Here is a 16,499-nt window from a genome sequence, read left to right as displayed (position 1 = left end):
ATTCTTCTATTTTTGCGAGTAGCGGTCGATGGCGAACCGCATTAGTATTTGAGTTGAGAGAGAAGAGTATAGATATCTGGTCTCCATCCAAAACGCTTCATATTCACCCTTCCATTGACGACGTCAACACCCTCAGAACACAATTTCTCGCACTGTATACGATAATTCAAAGTGTTCTCTGGAAAGGCAATATGCCCGTTTGACCTCAATACACGATGCCAGTTCACAATGTCATTAGTTTGTTTAAGGCATTGCCCCACGTAACGAGCGCGCCCCGGTAAGCCTGCTAAATCAGCTAACTGACCGTAGCTAACAACAACACCACTAGGTACTAGCGCTAGCGTAGTAGTGATTTTTTCAGAAAGGGATACTTCACTCATAATAGCGAGAGACTCTATTTCTAAAAAACATCACCGATGCATTACAATTGTAGCCAATAATTCTAGAGTGGGTGAGTTTAAAACAAAAATGAGAGCTTATTGTGAGCATTGTGCTTATCCGTTATCCACCTGTGTTTGCAGTGCATTGGTACCCTTTGATATTCCGTTAGATATCTATATTTTACAACACGCTAAAGAAGCATCTCATGCTAAAAATACAGCGAAGCTGGTTGCCATCAGTAATCAACGTACACATATTGTTGCTCACAACGACGCTGAGCGCATTAACGCACTGAAACAAACCCTATCACCTAACACATCCGCCATACTCTATCCCAGTGATAACAGTGCCGCCCTTGAAGACCACAAAGATGCACTTGCACGCAGATTAACGCACCTTGTAGTCATTGACGGCAGTTGGCGTCAGGCCTTCGGAATTATGCAGCTATACCCTTGGTTAACTATGCTGCCCAGTTTTCACTTTAACAGCGCACCTCAAACTCAATACGCAATAAGGCATACACAAGTAAAAGCAGGGCTTTCTACCCTCGAGGCAACGGCATACGCCCTTGGCTGTGTGTATAACATTGACGTATCGCCACTTTACAATCTTCAACAGGCCATGCAACAACATTGGCAAGGGCCAAAACATCACCGACGAGCAACAAAAAAGACTAACCTTGCAAGGGGATGAATCCCTTCTGATCTTTCACGAGTGATATCCAATTGCGTACTGCAGGGAAGGGCGTCAAATCAAAACCGCCTTCATGTGCCACATGGGTATAAGCAAATAGTGATATATCAGCAAGGGTTAAGCTGTCACCCACTAAAAAAGGTGTTTCGGTGAGCTGTCTCTCCATCACCTCTAGTGCGCTATAGCCACCCGCCTGTTTCGCTTCAAACTCTGCTTTTTTCTCTTCGGGTAGCCCTAGATATATATTGATATATCGAGCCACTGCAATATAAGGTTCATGGCTGTATTGCTCAAAGAATTGCCACTGAAGTAACTTGGCAAATTCATAGGTAGATGACGGAATAAACGGTGAACCAGCGGCGAGGTAGTGCATTATTGCATTTGACTCAGACAGCACACGGCCGTCGTCAAACTCTAAAATAGGAATTTTGCCATTGGCAGACTTTTCCAGAAATCCATCAGTACGCGTCTGACCTTTGAGAATATCTACATCAATCCATTCGCATGTTTTACCCTGTAGAGCGAGTAACAACTGAAGCTTGTAACAGTTCCCTGAACGCTTGTCGCCATAGATACGCATAGGCTTCCCTCCAAAATTCGTCAATACAACAGACTACTGCGTAATGGGGTTTGCTACAAGCCACTCTAACATCTTAATTATTCCCCAAGATAAGGGCACAAGCATGGCCATAGTGGCGAGTCTCGCATGCTCTTTAAACATTTGGGCATTTGAAGAGATATTGGTAACCGCCTCTTTTTCGCTTTCCAATATTTCAAGTTTGCGGCTGATACCCCCATCTTGGGATTTTCTATATTGCTGTATTTCATCGCTCATTTTAGATTCGATGTCTGCCAGCACTGATTGTTGCTCTTCGCCCAATTGAACTTTAAAGCGATAGATGGGTAAGCAAAGGTATAAAAGTAACGCCCCAGAAAACAGCGTAAGAATAAACAGATCAACGGAAGGGATATCTTTCTTAAACCAAAAAATCGGCACTATGATAACTGCTCCTACTGAGATGAGTGCATTAGCAACACCAAGCCTAACTAATACAATCAACGCCGTCAGATAATCACTGCCTTTACTTACATTAGGCAATATCTGTTTTGATAAATAGCGAATGTTTGAGGTCAGTTGAAATAAGTACAACCACATTAAAAACCAAAAGGGGACTGCGGTCGCAGTTAAAATAAGCACATGCAGTTCTTGTTTAGTGGAGAGTAAGCCTTCAACGACCACATAAGATACCGTGATAAGAATAGAGATGACGGCGGTGTTAAAAATGTGGTGTTTAAACTCAGTAGCAAGTCGAGAACGATGCCGAGCAAACTGCCCTAACTGATTAGACTTCACTAACAGTGAAATCAACGCGCTTGCCACGTTTTGATGGAGCAACCGAATGGCAAACCAAAATAACCAGTAAGCGCTGACATGCCGATGGCTGAATTGAAGTCACGTTGCGCTTTAATGTCGCCTTCGGAAGGCCAATCTAATGCGCCAGTATAGTAATGAATAACAAGCAGCAATACCGTTGTTACTAGCGGATAAAAACCGATTGATATTGAGTTTTGACTATGGGAATAAAGGTTAAGCTTCATGAATACAGCGTGCTATCTACACGTAAATCTTGGCCTACAATAGCACTGGGTAGTACTGAACGTGTGTAACACTAAGGCGTGGTTATACCAGTGGCATACATTAAGCCATGTGAGGTTTTGCTGCAAACAAAAAACCCGCCATTTGGCGGGTTTTTAAGGTAAATGCTCATTTACTTACGCAATTTCTGTATCAAGCGAAGCTGTGCGATGGCCTCTGCCAATTCGTGAGCCGCTTCTGCGTAATTAAAGTCTGCGCCTGGGTTGGCGATATGCTCTTCAGCACGTCGTTTGGCTTCTTGTGCCGCCTGCTCATCAAGATCTTCAGCTCGAACAGCAGTATCAGCAAGAACGGTGACATTGCCTGGTTGTACTTCTAGTACACCACCAGCAACGTAAATCATTTCTTCTTCACCGTGCTGTTTAACCAAACGCACCATACCAGGTTTAATAGCACTGATAAGCGGGGCGTGACCTGGGTGGATACCCAATTCACCTTCGCTACCTGTCACCTGAATCGTTTCAACAAGACCAGAGAAAATTTGCTTCTCTGCGCTTACTACGTCCAAATGTACTGTCATTGCCATGTGAACCTCCTGATTAGGTACATTCGCAAAATTATGGGCTGGCTAGGCCAGCCGCATGATTATGCTTTTTTGGCTTTCTCTACTGCTTCGTCGATCGAACCAACCATGTAGAAAGCTTGCTCTGGCATGTGGTCGTATTCACCGTCCAAAATGCCTTTAAAGCCGCTAATGGTATCTTTTAGCGATACGTACTTACCTGGAGAACCAGTGAATACTTCCGCTACGAAGAAAGGCTGTGACAAGAAACGCTGAATCTTACGAGCACGTGTTACCACTTGCTTGTCTTCATCAGATAACTCGTCCATACCTAGGATCGCGATGATATCTTTCAGCTCTTTGTAGCGCTGAAGTACAGTTTGTACACCACGTGCAACGTCGTAGTGCTCTTGACCAATAACTAGCGGGTCAAGCTGACGAGACGTTGAATCTAGTGGGTCAACCGCAGGGTAAATACCCAAAGATGCGATATCACGAGAAAGTACAACCGTTGCGTCCAAGTGAGCAAACGTTGTTGCTGGTGACGGGTCAGTCAAGTCATCCGCAGGTACGTATACCGCTTGGATTGAAGTGATTGAACCAGTCTTAGTAGACGCGATACGTTCCTGAAGTACACCCATTTCTTCAGCAAGAGTAGGCTGGTAACCTACCGCTGATGGCATACGACCTAGCAGTGCTGATACCTCTGTACCCGCTAGTGTATAACGGTAGATGTTATCAACGAAGAAAAGTACGTCACGACCTTCGTCACGGAACTTCTCAGCCATTGTAAGACCAGTCAGTGCAACACGTAGACGGTTACCCGGTGGTTCATTCATCTGACCGTATACAAGCGATACTTTATCAAGTACGTTTGATTCGTTCATTTCATGATAGAAATCGTTACCCTCACGAGTACGCTCACCAACACCAGCGAATACAGAGAAACCGCTGTGCTCGATTGCGATGTTACGGATAAGTTCCATCATGTTTACGGTTTTACCTACACCAGCACCACCGAATAGACCAACTTTACCACCCTTAGCGAATGGGCAAACTAAGTCGATTACTTTGATACCAGTTTCTAGTAGTTCTACCGAGCTAGACTGTTCTTCGTAGCTAGGCGCTGCACGGTGAATAGACATACGCTCTTCTTCACCAATTGGGCCAGCTTCGTCGATTGGGTTACCCAATACGTCCATGATACGGCCTAGTGTAGCTGTACCTACTGGAACTGAGATTGGTTTACCGCTGTTCTCTACTGTAAGTCCACGACGTAGACCATCAGTAGTACCTAGTGCGATGCCACGAACAACACCGCCACCTAATTGCTGTTGCACTTCCAGGGTTAATCCTGACAAGTCACCTTCGGTAACTTGTAGTGCGTCATAAACTCTTGGTACCGCATCTTGTGGAAACTCGATGTCCACAACGGCGCCAATGATTTGGACGACCTTACCTTGACTCATAATTAGTCCTCGTTATCTTTTCTAAACCTTTGCCTACACCGCTGCGGCACCACCAACAATCTCACTAATTTCTTGTGTGATTGCGGCTTGACGCGCTTTGTTGTACACCAGTTGCAACTCATCAATAAGGTTGCCTGCGTTGTCGGTTGCTGCCTTCATGGCAACCATACGCGCTGCTTGTTCTGAAGCTGCGTTTTCTACAACACCCTGATACACCTGAGACTCAATGTAACGAACCATTAATGCTTCCAAAATTTCCTTTGGATCTGGCTCGTAAATGTAGTCCCAACGATGCTGATATTCTTCGTCTTCCGACTTTGGCAAAGGCAATAACTGATTGATCACAGGTGCCTGTGTCATCGTGTTTACGAAGTCATTGAATACCAAGAACACTCGGTCCAATTTACCTTCGTCGTAAGCGTTAAGCATAACGCGTACAACACCCACTACATCGCTTACCGATGGCTTGTCACCTAAACCTGATTCAGCGGCTAACAACGTACCACCGAAACGGTTGAAGAAAGAACACGCCTTCGAACCCAATGCAGCGAAATCTACTTCTACGCCTTGTTCTTTCCATTTCTGGACGTCTTTGGCAACGAGCTTAAATTCGTTGGTGTTCAAGCCACCACATAAGCCTCGGTCAGTAGAAATCACGATGTAACCAACACGCTTGACTTCACGCTCTTCCAAATAAGGGTGGCGATACTCCAAGCTACCATTGGCAATGTGACCAATCACTTTAAGCATATTTTGTGCGTATGGACGACCAGAGGCCATGCGTTCCTGCGCCTTTTTCATTTTAGACGCGGCAACCATTTCCATCGCACTGGTAATTTTTTGAGTATTTTTAATACTCCCAATCTTACCTTTTATTTCTTTACCGCTGGCCATGACTATCTCTCCGATTACTCAACGAATGCGCTGGTGGTTAAACACCAGCACCATTGATTACCAAGTTTGTGTCGCTTTAAAGTTAGTTAAAGCGTCGCTCAACTTGCCGGCAATCTCGTCGTTGTAGTTACCTGTTTCGTTGATAGTCTTCATCAGCTCAGCATGTTCGCTGTTCATGAACGAGTGAAGAGCAGCTTCAAAATCTAGGATTTTGTTAAGCTCGATGCCCTTAAGGAACCCTTTCTCTACTGCGAACAGTGAAACACCCATGTCAGCGATAGAAAGTGGAGCGTACTGCTTCTGCTTCATAAGCTCAGTTACGCGCTCACCGTGTTCTAGCTGTTCACGAGTGGCATCATCAAGGTCAGAAGCAAACTGCGAGAACGCAGCAAGTTCACGATACTGAGCAAGTGCTAGACGGATACCACCACCTAGTTTCTTGATGATTTTTGTTTGTGCAGCACCACCAACACGAGATACCGAGATACCAGCGTTAACCGCTGGACGGATACCTGCGTTGAACAAGTCAGTTTCTAGGAAGATCTGACCGTCAGTAATTGAGATTACGTTAGTAGGTACGAATGCTGATACGTCACCCGCTTGCGTTTCGATAATTGGAAGCGCAGTAAGTGAACCAGTTTGACCTTTAACTTCACCGTTAGTGTAGCGCTCTACGTATTGCTCGTTTACACGTGCAGCACGCTCTAGTAGGCGCGAGTGAAGATAGAATACGTCACCAGGATATGCTTCACGACCAGGAGGACGCTTAAGTAGCAATGAGATTTGACGGTAAGCAACTGCTTGCTTTGACAAATCATCATATACGATAAGTGCGTCTTCACCGCGGTCACGGAAGTATTCACCCATAGTACAACCAGAGTAAGGCGCTAGGTATTGAAGCGCAGCAGACTCAGAAGCAGAAGCTGCAACCACGATAGTGTGATCTAGTGCGCCGTGCTCTTCTAGTTTACGTACTACGTTAGCGATAGTAGACGCCTTTTGACCAACCGCTACGTACACACACTTAATGCCTGTACCTTTTTGGTTGATGATGGCGTCGATAGCCATTGCTGTTTTACCACACTGGCGGTCGCCGATGATAAGCTCACGCTGGCCACGGCCAACTGGAATCATAGCATCAACTGACTTATAACCAGTTTGGATTGGCTGATCTACCGATTGACGTTCGATTACACCAGGTGCAATTTTCTCAACCGGCTCAAAGCCGTCAGCTTCGATCGCACCTTTACCGTCGATTGGCTCACCAAGCGTGTTTACAACACGGCCTAGTAGCGCATTACCAACAGGTACTTCTAGGATACGACCAGTAGATTGTACTTTTACGCCTTCTTGTAGGTCGGCATAAGGACCCATAACAACCGCACCAACTGAGTCACGCTCAAGGTTTAGTGCAATTGCGTAGCGGCTTCCAGGAAGCTCGATCATTTCACCTTGCATTACATCTGCAAGGCCATGAATGCGGATAATACCGTCGGTTACACCAACAATAGTACCTTCATTGCGTGCTTCACTGGTTACATTGAACTGTTCAATTCTTTTCTTGATCAGTTCAGCAATTTCAGTGGAATTAAGTTGCATGCTCATATCCCCGTTATGCTTGCAACGCGTCTGCGAGACGGTTCAATTTCGATTTTACGGAACCATCAATAACTGTATCACCGGCTTTTACTACAAATCCGGCAATCAGGGCAGGGTCCACGTTACAATTAAGCTTCACTTTACGTGCCAAACGTTTTTCTAAAGACGCACTAAGCTCAGTTTGCTGTGCATCAGTCAACTCAGTCGCTGACGTAACGTCTACTTCAATTTCTTTCTCGTAATCTGCTTTTAGCGCATCGAACAAGGTCGAAATTTCAGGCAACGTAGATAAACGTTTATTCTCTGCCAACACCTTAACTAGGTTTTGGCCGTGTTCGTCGAGCTGCTCGCCACAGATGTTAATAAAAACATCCGCCAGTGTTTCTGCAGCAACTGAACCCGTTAATAACGAGTGCATTTCTTCGTTGCTTGCTACTGCACCGGCAAAAGCCAGCATGTCTTGCCATTGGGCAATAACACCTTTCTCGACAGCGAAATCGAAAGCTGCTTTAGCGTAAGGACGAGCAACGGTTGTCAATTCAGACATGGCTCATCTCCCTCTTAAAGCTCAGCGACAAGTTTTTCAACAATGTCGTTTTGCGCTTCAGCATCGATTTCACGTTGGATGATCTGTTGTGCACCAGCGATTGCTAAAGCAGCAACCTGTTTGCGCAGATCTTCTTTGGCACGATTACGTTCAGCTTCAATTTCGGCATAACCAGAAGCGATGATTTTCTCGCGTTCCGCATGGCCTTTTTGCGTTTCGTCGTCAACCAATTGGTTGGCACGCTTTTTAGCCTGCTCGATAATTTCAGCTGCTTGCGCTTTCGCATCTTTAAGCTGCTCTGTAGCTTTCGCTTGAGCTAGCTCTAGGTCTTTCTCCGCACGTTCAGAAGCTTCAAGCCCATCGGCGATTTTCTTCTGACGTTCTTCAATCGCTGCAATCAGCGGTGGCCATACATATTTCATGCAGAACACCACGAACACAGCGAACGCGACTAATTGACCAATAAAAGTGGCGTTAATATTCACTATCGCCTCTCCTCATAAAAGTTCGCTAGAGTATTGATTAAAGTAGGTACTGAGGTGGAGCGAACAATAGGAATAGTGCGATACCAACACCGATCATCGCGATCGCATCGATTAGACCCGCTACGATGAACATTTTTACTTGTAGTTGTGGGGCTAGTTCAGGCTGACGCGCTGCAGACTCTAGGAATTTTCCACCTAGAAGACCGAAGCCGATAGCGGTACCTAAAGCACCCATACCAATTAGGATAGCAACTGCAATTGCAAGCATGTTAAATCTCCGATTTAAAGTTAAGTTAAAGTTAATGTTAAAAGTTAAACCCGTTTATAAACCGTGCTGATTGTTTCCAGGCGAATCAACACGGCTCAATACTTTTTTAGTGGTCTTCGCAAGCTAAGCTTAGATATACAATCGTCAACATCATGAAGATGAAGGCTTGTAGTGGAAGTACCAAGATGTGGAATACCGCCCACGCAAAGTGAAGAGGCAATTGGAAGTAACCAATTGTCGCAATCAAAATGAAGATTAGCTCACTTGCATAAAGGTTACCGAAAAGACGTAGTGCCAATGAAAGTGGACGTGCAAGTAATGTCACCGTTTCCAGAATAAAGTTCACTGGAATGAAGATAGGATGACCAAAAGGCTGTAGCGTTAGTTCTTTAGTGAACCCACCAATACCTTTCATTTTGATAGAGTAGAAAAGAATAAGTACGAATACACCTGTGGCCAACGCAAGCGTTAGATTAAGATCAGTGGTAGGCACTGCTTTCATGTACACGTCGTGAGGATCCATGCCAAATGCCGTAGAACCTACAAGACCAGCAATCGTTGGTAGTAAATCAACCGGAACAAGGTCCATCAAGTTCATTAGCAACACCCACACAAAAATGGTCAGTGCTAATGGTGCGATGAGGCCGCTCTTACCGTGAAACGTGCTTTTGACGTTGTCGTCAACAAACTCAACAACCAACTCAACGAACGCCTGCATTTTGCCGGGTACGCCTGTAGTCGCTTTTGAAGCAACGCTGCGGAAAATCCAAAGGAAAAGGATACCTAAACCGATTGACCATGCCAGTGTATCAACGTGCCATGTCCAGAAACCTGCATCAGAACACGCTTTGTTAAACGCAATTCCGTTGTCGGTTGAACACATTGAGGCATTGGTCAAGTGGTGCTTGATATATTCTGAGGTAGTGTATTCAGATGCCATTGTTTAACCCAAATTGTAAAGTGTAGAAATCGTTAACTGTTCTATTGCGCTGATATTGTAGTGATAGCCGTTGTTATTCTTTTTTATTGCTTATCAAAACACAGCATGGCCAAACTATGGCTGGCCGTTGTTACCGCATAAGAAATAAACACAACGATCGGCAATGCGTTTAGTCCTGCGAAAGCGATAACAAATAATATTGTCGTAAGTGCCAACTTGACCTTTGAGCCCTGGCTAAAGCTCTTTGCCACTAGATTACTTTGCGTTGCACCGCCATAACGGAACGCAAATAGCGTGAAAATACAGGTAGGGAGAATACTCGCCATTGCCCCAGCTAATGCTGATATTGCTGCATGGCCGCTCAACAAAACACCTAAAAAAAGAGAAAGAAAAAGCGCTATTACGACTTGAACCAAGATCCCTTTCTTCGCTAAGTTTAATCCTTGTTCAGTCAGCTTGTTTGTCACTTTATCCCGTAGCTTGTTCACGTCTAACAAAAAGCGTCAGAAGTATACTGTTTTACCGAGATTTTTCAACCATTCAACGCATCTTGAAAGTTATTTTGAAAATTTACTAAGTGTATAACTGGAAACTTGTCTATCCGCCTTGGCGATTTTACCGATGATGCATCGATGCACAAGGCGGAGGAGGGGCGTTTAATAATTCTTTATAAACTATTGTATTTTATTAATAATACCGTCTAATTGCTCAAGGTCATTGAAGCTTATAACCAGCTTACCTTTACCCTTATTGTTGTGATTGATGGCCACTTGAGCACCGAGATTTTCTGAAAGTCGAGTCATTAAACTTTCAACATCGGGATCAACTTTTTTCTCAGCTTTTGGCTTTTCTGGTTCAAGTAGCTTCTTAACAAGCTTTTCGGTATCTCTAACGGTGAGGCCTTTTCCAGACACAGTTTGCGCTGCGGTTGATTGCTCCATACCTTCGAGCGCAAGCAAAGCACGTGCGTGCCCCATTTCAATATCACCGTGCTCAACAAGAATTTTTACATCCTCGTTCAGATTGTTTAAGCGAAGTAGATTAGTGACCGTCGTTCTGGATTTACCCACAGCCTCAGCAACTTGCGCGTGAGTTAGAGCAAACTCATTCATTAATCTATCTAACGCTTGCGCCTCTTCCATGGCATTGAGGTCTTCACGTTGAATATTTTCAATGAGTGCAATCGCGACAGCAGCTTCATCCGGTACATTTTTAACCAAACAAGGCACTTCATCGAGCTGCGCCAATTGTGCGGCACGCCAACGCCGTTCACCGGCAATAATCTCGTAACGGTTCGGTTCGATTTCTCTTACTACAATGGGTTGAATTACCCCTTGAGCACGGATAGATGAAGCTAACTCTTCCAGAGCCTCCGGTGACATATCTTTTCTTGGTTGATACTTACCTGGCGTCAAGTGCTCGATGGGAAGCTTGCTCAACTCACTTTGAGCGAGTTCATCAGCTACTGCATCTCGTTCTCGCTGAGAAGAAGATTGACTGGTCGCAAGTAGCGCATCTAACCCGCGACCTAGCCCTCTTTTTTTGGTGACATAGTTTCCTCGATGATGTTAACCGAAAGGTGTCTATTGTTCGTTATTTTTGTTACTAGCTAGCTTTGGCTGGAACAGGCGCCGTTTTATCTCTGCGACGTAAAATTTCCCCAGCAAGCGCCAAATAAGCCTTTGCACCCGTTGAAGACTTGTCGTAATACATGGCAGGCGCTCCAAAGCTTGGTGCTTCTGCAAGTCTTACATTTCGAGGAATAACGGTGCGGTAAACCTGCTCGCCAAAATGGCGTTTAAGCTGCTCTGATACATCGTTGGCAAGCCTATTCCGAGGATCGTACATGGTACGCAATACGCCTTCTATCTTCAAATCAGGGTTAACGACAGATGCTAACTTTTGAATCGTATCCATAAGTGCGGTCAATCCTTCCAGCGCATAGTACTCACACTGCATAGGGACCATTACTGAATCCGCAGCGGCAAGGGCATTTACTGTTAATTGATTGAGCGAAGGTGGACAGTCAATGAAAATAAAGTCGTACTTGTGTTTTATTGGTGCGAGGGCATTGCGCAGCCTTACCTCACGAGCAAACATTTCCATCAATTTGATTTCAGCAGCGGTAACATCGCCATTAGCTGCGATAAGGTCGTACTTACCAGACGTATCTTTGACAACTACGTCTTCGACAGGCTTGTCTTCGATCAAGAGTTCAAATGCGGTAGCGTCAACCTCGTATTTGTCGACGCCGCTACCCATGGTTGCGTTGCCTTGCGGATCGAGGTCGATGAGCAGTACTTTTCGTTTTGTAGCTGCCATTGAAGCCGCGACATTAACCGCCGTGGTCGTTTTACCAACCCCGCCTTTTTGATTCGCTATTGCGATTACCTTAGCCACATTGAATCCTGTTATAGTTTTTTAATCCAGACCAGATGACGTTCGCCAACAAGATTAGGCACTGTTAGGTTTTCTGTTCTACTAACATGGTAGTGACTACTTACTTCTTCAATTTCATCTTCAGGGTATTGCCCTTTCAGCGCCAGAAACTGCCCTTCTGAATCTACCAGATGTTGGCACCAGTGCAACATATCTTTTAAAGATGCGAACGCTCTGCTCAGTACAATGTCGTACACAGGTTCTGGGTTATGGGCCTCAACACGGCTTTGAATTGGAGTAACATTAGGGAGTTTAAGCTCGTGAACGCATTGTTTCATAAAGCGAACACGCTTGCCTAAACTGTCTAGTAATGTGAAATTCTTTTCTGGAAATGCAATGGCCAATGGCATACCCGGTAAACCAGGCCCAGTTCCCACATCGATAATTCTGGAGCCTGTCACAAAGGGAATAATTGCCAGTGAATCAAGGATGTGTTTCACCATCATTTCTTTTGGATCGCGAACAGATGTTAAGTTGTACGCTTTGTTCCACTTGTGCATGAGTAGCACATAACCGACTAACTGCTCTTGCTGAGTGTGACTCAGCGACAACGCTAGTGCATCAATACCCTTGGCAAGAATCGCTGATAATTCTTGCGCTAAATTTTCATTGCTCACGCGCTCAATGGTTCCTGTTTTCTCAACATGCCGTGCTTTTTCAAATACACCAATAACAACGAAATTGCCGCAGGAGTTATTCCAGAAATACGCGATGCTTTGCCAATGGTTTCAGGGCGCGCATCGGTAAGCTTTGCGACGACTTCGTTAGACAGACCGGATATTTTACTAAAATCTAGGTCGACAGGTAACAAAGTATTTTCATGTCGTTGCGTTTTTGCAATTTCATCCATCTGACGGGCAATGTACCCCGCGTACTTGATCTGAATTTCCACTTGTTCAGCAGCGACAGGATCATTCAAACCCGGGCCTAATGATTCTACCTGCATCAGTTGGTCGTAAGACACTTCAGGACGCCTAATCAATTCTTCAAGAGAGTGTTCACGACTCACGGGATTCTTCAGAAACGTATTGAGTGATGGCGTAGCAATATGATCAGGATGGATCCATTGACCGCGTACGCGCTGTAGTTCTTGCTCAACCGCTTCCATTTTCGTGTTGTACGCTTGCCAACGAGCATCGTCTACTAGTCCTAGTTCTCGACCAATACTCGTTAAACGGCTATCAGCATTGTCTTCGCGCAATAGTAATCGGTATTCAGCGCGGCTGGTAAACATGCGATAGGGCTCTTTTGTCCCCATGGTTGCGAGGTCGTCTATGAGTACCCCCATATACGCTTGGTCTCGACGTAGAGTTAATGGATCTTGCTCTTTAACTTGCAATGCCGCATTTGCTCCGGCAATTAACCCCTGTGCACCGGCTTCTTCGTAACCTGTAGTACCATTGATCTGACCCGCAAAGAAAAGCCCGTCGATAAATTTGGTCTCAAGGGTTTGTTTTAGATCCCTTGGATCAAAAAAGTCATATTCAATGGCATAGCCAGGGCGAACCACATGGGCATTTTCAAAACCTTTGATCGAGCGAATGAATGCCATTTGTACATCAAAAGGTAAGCTTGTAGAAATGCCGTTTGGATACACTTCAATACTGTTTAACCCTTCCGGTTCAACAAAGATCTGATGTGAGTTTTTATCTGCAAAACGGGTGATTTTGTCTTCGATACTCGGACAATATCTTGGGCCAACTCCCTCAATAACACCAGTGAACATAGGCGAGCGATCGAGTCCGCCTCGAATGATATCGTGGGTATTTTCATTCGTATGAGTGATGTAACAGGGGATTTGTTGTGGGTGCATAGTACGGTCACCCATGAAAGAAAATACTGGCGTTGGATCATCACCCGGTTGAGGCTGCATCACACTAAAATCAAGAGTGCGGGCGTCAAGACGTGCAGGAGTTCCGGTTTTTAGCCTATCTACTCTGAAAGGTAATGCACGTAAACGATCGGCAAGTGCAATTGAAGGAGGATCACCAGCGCGACCACCACGGTAATTTTCAAGCCCGATATGAATAGTGCCACCAAGAAAGGTACCTACAGTCAATACTACGGTTTTTGCTGAAAATTTCAGCCCCATCTGAGTAACAACACCCACAGCACGATTATTTTCTACAATGAGATCGTCTACACTTTGTTGGAACAAGGTAAGGTTTTCTTGTTGCTCTACAATAGCGCGAATAGCCTGACGGTAAAGCGTTCTGTCGGCTTGCGCTCGCGTAGCTCTTACGGCTGGTCCTTTACTCGAATTAAGGGTTCTAAACTGAATACCCCCTTGATCTATTGCCAGTGCCATAGCACCACCCAACGCGTCGATCTCTTTAACCAAATGACCTTTACCGATCCCACCAATCGCTGGGTTACACGACATTTGTCCAATGGTTTCTATATTGTGTGTTAATAGTAACGTGTTAGCACCCATACGAGCAGCTGCTAATGCTGCCTCTGTACCAGCATGTCCACCGCCGACAACGATGACATCAAATGCTTGGTGATAATACATGGTTAACCTCACTCTATACTTGCGTTGGATTTTTAAGGATGTCCGAAAAAAGGGCGCGTATTTTATCTGACTTAGAGACTAATTAAAATGGTTAAATTTTCTTCAATTATGTGCTTGATCGGTTTTAATGATCTTAAGATCTCTTTTAGATCTGTTTATTTTTATATTTATTAGGATCGACAAGATCTGTTAGTAACTCGATAAAGCTAATTGAGATCATAGTGTTACACGATCAATAACATTGGGAAACACAGATCTATAACCACTGGATCTTCTTGTGTATAAGCAGGGTATTTATCCACAAGCGCTTATTTTTAAATTTCTATTCAATCTTCAACCAAAGCTTATTCACAAAGGCTTGTATGATCCTATCCACAGGTCTGATCAAGTTGTGATCGTGTTGGGGATAAAGTGTAGGTTAGATCACTAGTAGTTTAACCATTTCCTTTAAAAAACCTGTACTGTAGAGCGATCTGTTTGTGGAAGAGATCTTTCCACAATTTACCTTTGTGATCCGATGATCGGTCGACTTTGGTTTTCACTTATTTTTTACTGAATTTAAAAAAGGCGCTGTTTTAGCGCCTTTCTCCAAAATTTTATTGGGTTATTTAACCTGATTAGGTTGATAACTGTGCTGTGATGACGTGGTTTGATCCGTATCGTCTTGGTATAAATTGGATCTTCGACTTGGGCCCGAGAATTTTACCTTGTAAGTATCGTATTCTTTAATTGATTCGAAACAGTAGCGTCCAAGTGCTCGCTCAAGTTCTGTAAGATTATGATTAGTGATCAATATACAGTTTTTCTTGTTAACTAAGCGTTGCCGTAACACATTGCCAAGCCAACTCTGTGCATTCTTTTTTAACACGGTTTCGTTGACACATACTTCGTCGAGAATCAACAAATCGACATTTAATAGTTCTTCGGTCGCTTCTCTAAACTTCTGACCAATATTGTCCTGTGCATTAAAGTCGTAGGAAAAATATCGCATTTCTTGCAGTGTAGAGAGTTGTCGGTAAAGCACAGAAATTTCGTATTGATCAATAAGCTGGTGTGCAATAGCACCTGCTATATGAGATTTTCCTCGACCATAATCACCGTAAAATATCATCATGTGCGAGCCACTGGCACGCCATGAGGGATCGTCGTGAGCAGCAATAAACGACTGCGCAATAGATACTGCTTCAATCACATCTTCACTGTCTTCGATGAGATTACCAAACGTCCACTTGGGGTTCAGGTCAGAACGGCCGTGAATAGCCTCTACACGGGCTTTTTTGGTACGTTGCTGTAGCGCACTGACCTCTTTATTCGCTTGCGCTTCGTAGGTCGCTCTTAAGGTTTTATAGTCGGTGTAACTATCACTGCCTACTACGGGTTTGTTTAGCGCTTTTGCAAGGTTGGCTATTTTGTCTGTAATGCGATCCATAGTGCTAGGTCTTCTTTACTGTAGTGGCATATTTTTCAACAAGGGCTTTAGCATTATCGTCGGCTTCCAGTCCCGCTTCAACTTTTACGGTTTGTGTGCCTATTTGGGCTGTTGGGTGGTAGCCGCTTTTTATCCGCTTTTGCTTCAAGTTATTAACGAATTTTTGAGTCCACTGAAATTGAGTGAATCGTTGGTGGGGCTTCCCCAGCCAGTACGCGATAAATTCGCCTACATCATGTTCATCGTACGTTTTATCTATGATCCCCACCAGCACAACAAGTTCATCAAACAATGCATTAGTGGGTTTCCATTGGGTGCTCATTGGTGTGGGAGATGTGTGCAGAGAAGAAAAGTTGTCAGAGGTTGCATGCAGTAAGGGCAGTACGAGTGACATACCATTGATTGAATGGGTTAAATCAATGGTAGATGGCACGCTTACAAGTCCTGCGTCTTCTAAGTGACGCAGTAAACTGTTGATCTGTCGTCCCCTCAAAAAGTCTTCGGATTTGCTGTCACCGTTGAGAAGGTCCAAAAGCGGTTTGTATTGTACAGGTTGCGTCGCGCCAGTATCTCGGTTAGCTGAGGGGCGCAACCCAAGCATATATAATACCCGTGCTGCATTGCTCAGAGGTGATGAAAGGGCAGCGAGTTCAGCGTCGGTGTAGGCTAATGACATTAGCG

Annotated in this window: 19 protein-coding genes and 1 pseudogene; 1 reads left to right on the top strand and 19 read right to left on the bottom strand. The window is 44.6% G+C overall.

What is annotated here, in order from left to right; genetic code table 11:
- Positions 1-41 precede the first annotated feature (41 nt).
- Positions 42-380, bottom strand: a complete 339-nt coding sequence (locus tag EYS00_RS00280) for an MGMT family protein (RefSeq protein WP_130634581.1) — start codon at positions 378-380, stop codon at positions 42-44.
- A gap of 88 nt (positions 381-468) precedes the next feature.
- On the opposite strand from EYS00_RS00280, the gene EYS00_RS00275 reads away from it, so the two are divergent.
- Entirely contained in the window at positions 469-1,074 is a 606-nt protein-coding gene (locus EYS00_RS00275) for a tRNA-uridine aminocarboxypropyltransferase (protein WP_130634580.1), read from the top strand.
- Here EYS00_RS00275 and EYS00_RS00270 read toward each other — a convergent pair.
- The 18 genes and pseudogenes from EYS00_RS00270 to EYS00_RS00190 all read right to left on the bottom strand — a co-directional run bounded on the left by EYS00_RS00270 (position 1,055) and on the right by EYS00_RS00190 (position 16,494).
- Positions 1,055-1,654, bottom strand: a complete 600-nt coding sequence (locus tag EYS00_RS00270) for a glutathione S-transferase family protein (protein WP_130634579.1) — start codon at positions 1,652-1,654, stop codon at positions 1,055-1,057. The genes EYS00_RS00275 and EYS00_RS00270 overlap by 20 nt on opposite strands.
- Before the next feature lie 33 nt (positions 1,655-1,687).
- Complete coding sequence (locus tag EYS00_RS00265; protein WP_242618592.1) at positions 1,688-2,443, bottom strand: hypothetical protein; 756 nt, start codon at positions 2,441-2,443, stop codon at positions 1,688-1,690.
- Positions 2,440-2,673, bottom strand: a complete 234-nt coding sequence (locus tag EYS00_RS20740) for a hypothetical protein (RefSeq protein WP_242618591.1) — start codon at positions 2,671-2,673, stop codon at positions 2,440-2,442. The genes EYS00_RS00265 and EYS00_RS20740 overlap by 4 nt, the downstream gene beginning before the upstream one ends.
- 170 nt (positions 2,674-2,843) lie before the next feature.
- Positions 2,844-3,257 carry a F0F1 ATP synthase subunit epsilon gene (locus EYS00_RS00260; RefSeq protein WP_130634578.1) on the bottom strand — a complete coding sequence of 138 codons (414 nt, stop codon included), beginning with the start codon at positions 3,255-3,257 and terminating at the stop codon, positions 2,844-2,846.
- Positions 3,258-3,316: 59 nt separating this feature from the next.
- The gene (atpD, locus tag EYS00_RS00255) at positions 3,317-4,702 is read right to left on the bottom strand and encodes a F0F1 ATP synthase subunit beta (RefSeq protein ID WP_130634577.1); all 1,386 of its coding nucleotides are present in this window, start codon (positions 4,700-4,702) and stop codon (positions 3,317-3,319) included.
- Positions 4,703-4,735: 33 nt separating this feature from the next.
- Positions 4,736-5,596: a F0F1 ATP synthase subunit gamma gene (gene atpG, locus EYS00_RS00250; protein ID WP_130634576.1), complete on the bottom strand. Its 861-nt coding sequence runs from the start codon at positions 5,594-5,596 to the stop codon at positions 4,736-4,738.
- A gap of 57 nt (positions 5,597-5,653) precedes the next feature.
- Entirely contained in the window at positions 5,654-7,195 is a 1,542-nt protein-coding gene (gene atpA / locus EYS00_RS00245; protein ID WP_130634575.1) for a F0F1 ATP synthase subunit alpha, read from the bottom strand.
- A gap of 13 nt (positions 7,196-7,208) precedes the next feature.
- Positions 7,209-7,742 (bottom strand): F0F1 ATP synthase subunit delta, encoded by a 534-nt coding sequence (gene atpH / locus EYS00_RS00240; RefSeq protein ID WP_130634574.1) that lies wholly within the window; start codon positions 7,740-7,742, stop codon positions 7,209-7,211.
- 14 nt (positions 7,743-7,756) lie between these two features.
- Positions 7,757-8,227 carry a F0F1 ATP synthase subunit B gene (gene atpF, locus EYS00_RS00235; RefSeq protein ID WP_130634573.1) on the bottom strand — a complete coding sequence of 157 codons (471 nt, stop codon included), beginning with the start codon at positions 8,225-8,227 and terminating at the stop codon, positions 7,757-7,759.
- Between the two features lie 37 nt (positions 8,228-8,264).
- Entirely contained in the window at positions 8,265-8,495 is a 231-nt protein-coding gene (atpE, locus tag EYS00_RS00230; protein WP_075177146.1) for a F0F1 ATP synthase subunit C, read from the bottom strand.
- A 106-nt stretch (positions 8,496-8,601) separates the two neighbouring features.
- Entirely contained in the window at positions 8,602-9,435 is an 834-nt protein-coding gene (gene atpB, locus EYS00_RS00225) for a F0F1 ATP synthase subunit A (protein WP_130634572.1), read from the bottom strand.
- 83 nt (positions 9,436-9,518) lie between these two features.
- The gene (locus EYS00_RS00220; protein WP_130634571.1) at positions 9,519-9,902 is read right to left on the bottom strand and encodes an ATP synthase subunit I; all 384 of its coding nucleotides are present in this window, start codon (positions 9,900-9,902) and stop codon (positions 9,519-9,521) included.
- Between the two features lie 207 nt (positions 9,903-10,109).
- A pseudogene (locus EYS00_RS00215) lies at positions 10,110-10,979 on the bottom strand (ParB/RepB/Spo0J family partition protein); the annotation flags it as partial.
- Positions 10,980-11,040: 61 nt separating this feature from the next.
- Complete coding sequence (locus EYS00_RS00210) at positions 11,041-11,835, bottom strand: ParA family protein (protein WP_130634570.1); 795 nt, start codon at positions 11,833-11,835, stop codon at positions 11,041-11,043.
- Between the two features lie 11 nt (positions 11,836-11,846).
- Positions 11,847-12,491, bottom strand: coding sequence for a 16S rRNA (guanine(527)-N(7))-methyltransferase RsmG (rsmG, locus tag EYS00_RS00205; protein WP_130634569.1), 645 nt, complete (start codon positions 12,489-12,491; stop codon positions 11,847-11,849).
- Positions 12,488-14,389 (bottom strand): tRNA uridine-5-carboxymethylaminomethyl(34) synthesis enzyme MnmG, encoded by a 1,902-nt coding sequence (mnmG, locus tag EYS00_RS00200; RefSeq protein WP_130634568.1) that lies wholly within the window; start codon positions 14,387-14,389, stop codon positions 12,488-12,490. The genes rsmG and mnmG overlap by 4 nt, the downstream gene beginning before the upstream one ends.
- Positions 14,390-14,993: 604 nt before the next feature.
- Entirely contained in the window at positions 14,994-15,818 is an 825-nt protein-coding gene (locus EYS00_RS00195; protein ID WP_130634567.1) for an ATP-binding protein, read from the bottom strand.
- A gap of 4 nt (positions 15,819-15,822) precedes the next feature.
- A complete protein-coding gene (locus tag EYS00_RS00190; protein ID WP_130634566.1) occupies positions 15,823-16,494 on the bottom strand; it encodes a DnaT-like ssDNA-binding domain-containing protein in 672 nt (223 codons plus the stop codon).
- Between the last annotated feature and the right edge of the window lie 5 nt (positions 16,495-16,499).

Origin of the sequence: Alteromonas sp. KUL49 (genome assembly GCF_006538345.1) — a bacterium.
In the GTDB taxonomy this organism is placed as follows: Bacteria; Pseudomonadota; Gammaproteobacteria; order Enterobacterales; family Alteromonadaceae; genus Alteromonas.
The sequence above is the reverse complement of the archived record's forward strand: the minus strand, read 5'-3'. Positions and strand labels throughout refer to the sequence as shown.

Bases quoted from the DNA above. Each gene is read 5' to 3' on its own strand.
- EYS00_RS00275 (WP_130634580.1), top strand. From the start codon at position 469: ATGAGAGCTTATTGTGAGCATTGTGCTTATCCGTTATCCACCTGTGTT.
- atpG (WP_130634576.1), bottom strand. From the start codon at position 5,596: ATGGCCAGCGGTAAAGAAATAAAAGGTAAGATTGGGAGTATTAAAAAT.
- atpH (WP_130634574.1), bottom strand. From the start codon at position 7,742: ATGTCTGAATTGACAACCGTTGCTCGTCCTTACGCTAAAGCAGCTTTC.
- EYS00_RS00280 (WP_130634581.1), bottom strand. From the start codon at position 380: ATGAGTGAAGTATCCCTTTCTGAAAAAATCACTACTACGCTAGCGCTA.
- atpA (WP_130634575.1), bottom strand. From the start codon at position 7,195: ATGCAACTTAATTCCACTGAAATTGCTGAACTGATCAAGAAAAGAATT.
- mnmG (WP_130634568.1), bottom strand. From the start codon at position 14,389: ATGTATTATCACCAAGCATTTGATGTCATCGTTGTCGGCGGTGGACAT.
- EYS00_RS00270 (WP_130634579.1), bottom strand. From the start codon at position 1,654: ATGCGTATCTATGGCGACAAGCGTTCAGGGAACTGTTACAAGCTTCAG.
- EYS00_RS20740 (WP_242618591.1), bottom strand. From the start codon at position 2,673: ATGAAGCTTAACCTTTATTCCCATAGTCAAAACTCAATATCAATCGGT.
- atpD (WP_130634577.1), bottom strand. From the start codon at position 4,702: ATGAGTCAAGGTAAGGTCGTCCAAATCATTGGCGCCGTTGTGGACATC.
- EYS00_RS00260 (WP_130634578.1), bottom strand. From the start codon at position 3,257: ATGGCAATGACAGTACATTTGGACGTAGTAAGCGCAGAGAAGCAAATT.
- atpE (WP_075177146.1), bottom strand. From the start codon at position 8,495: ATGCTTGCAATTGCAGTTGCTATCCTAATTGGTATGGGTGCTTTAGGT.
- EYS00_RS00195 (WP_130634567.1), bottom strand. From the start codon at position 15,818: ATGGATCGCATTACAGACAAAATAGCCAACCTTGCAAAAGCGCTAAAC.
- EYS00_RS00190 (WP_130634566.1), bottom strand. From the start codon at position 16,494: ATGTCATTAGCCTACACCGACGCTGAACTCGCTGCCCTTTCATCACCT.
- atpB (WP_130634572.1), bottom strand. From the start codon at position 9,435: ATGGCATCTGAATACACTACCTCAGAATATATCAAGCACCACTTGACC.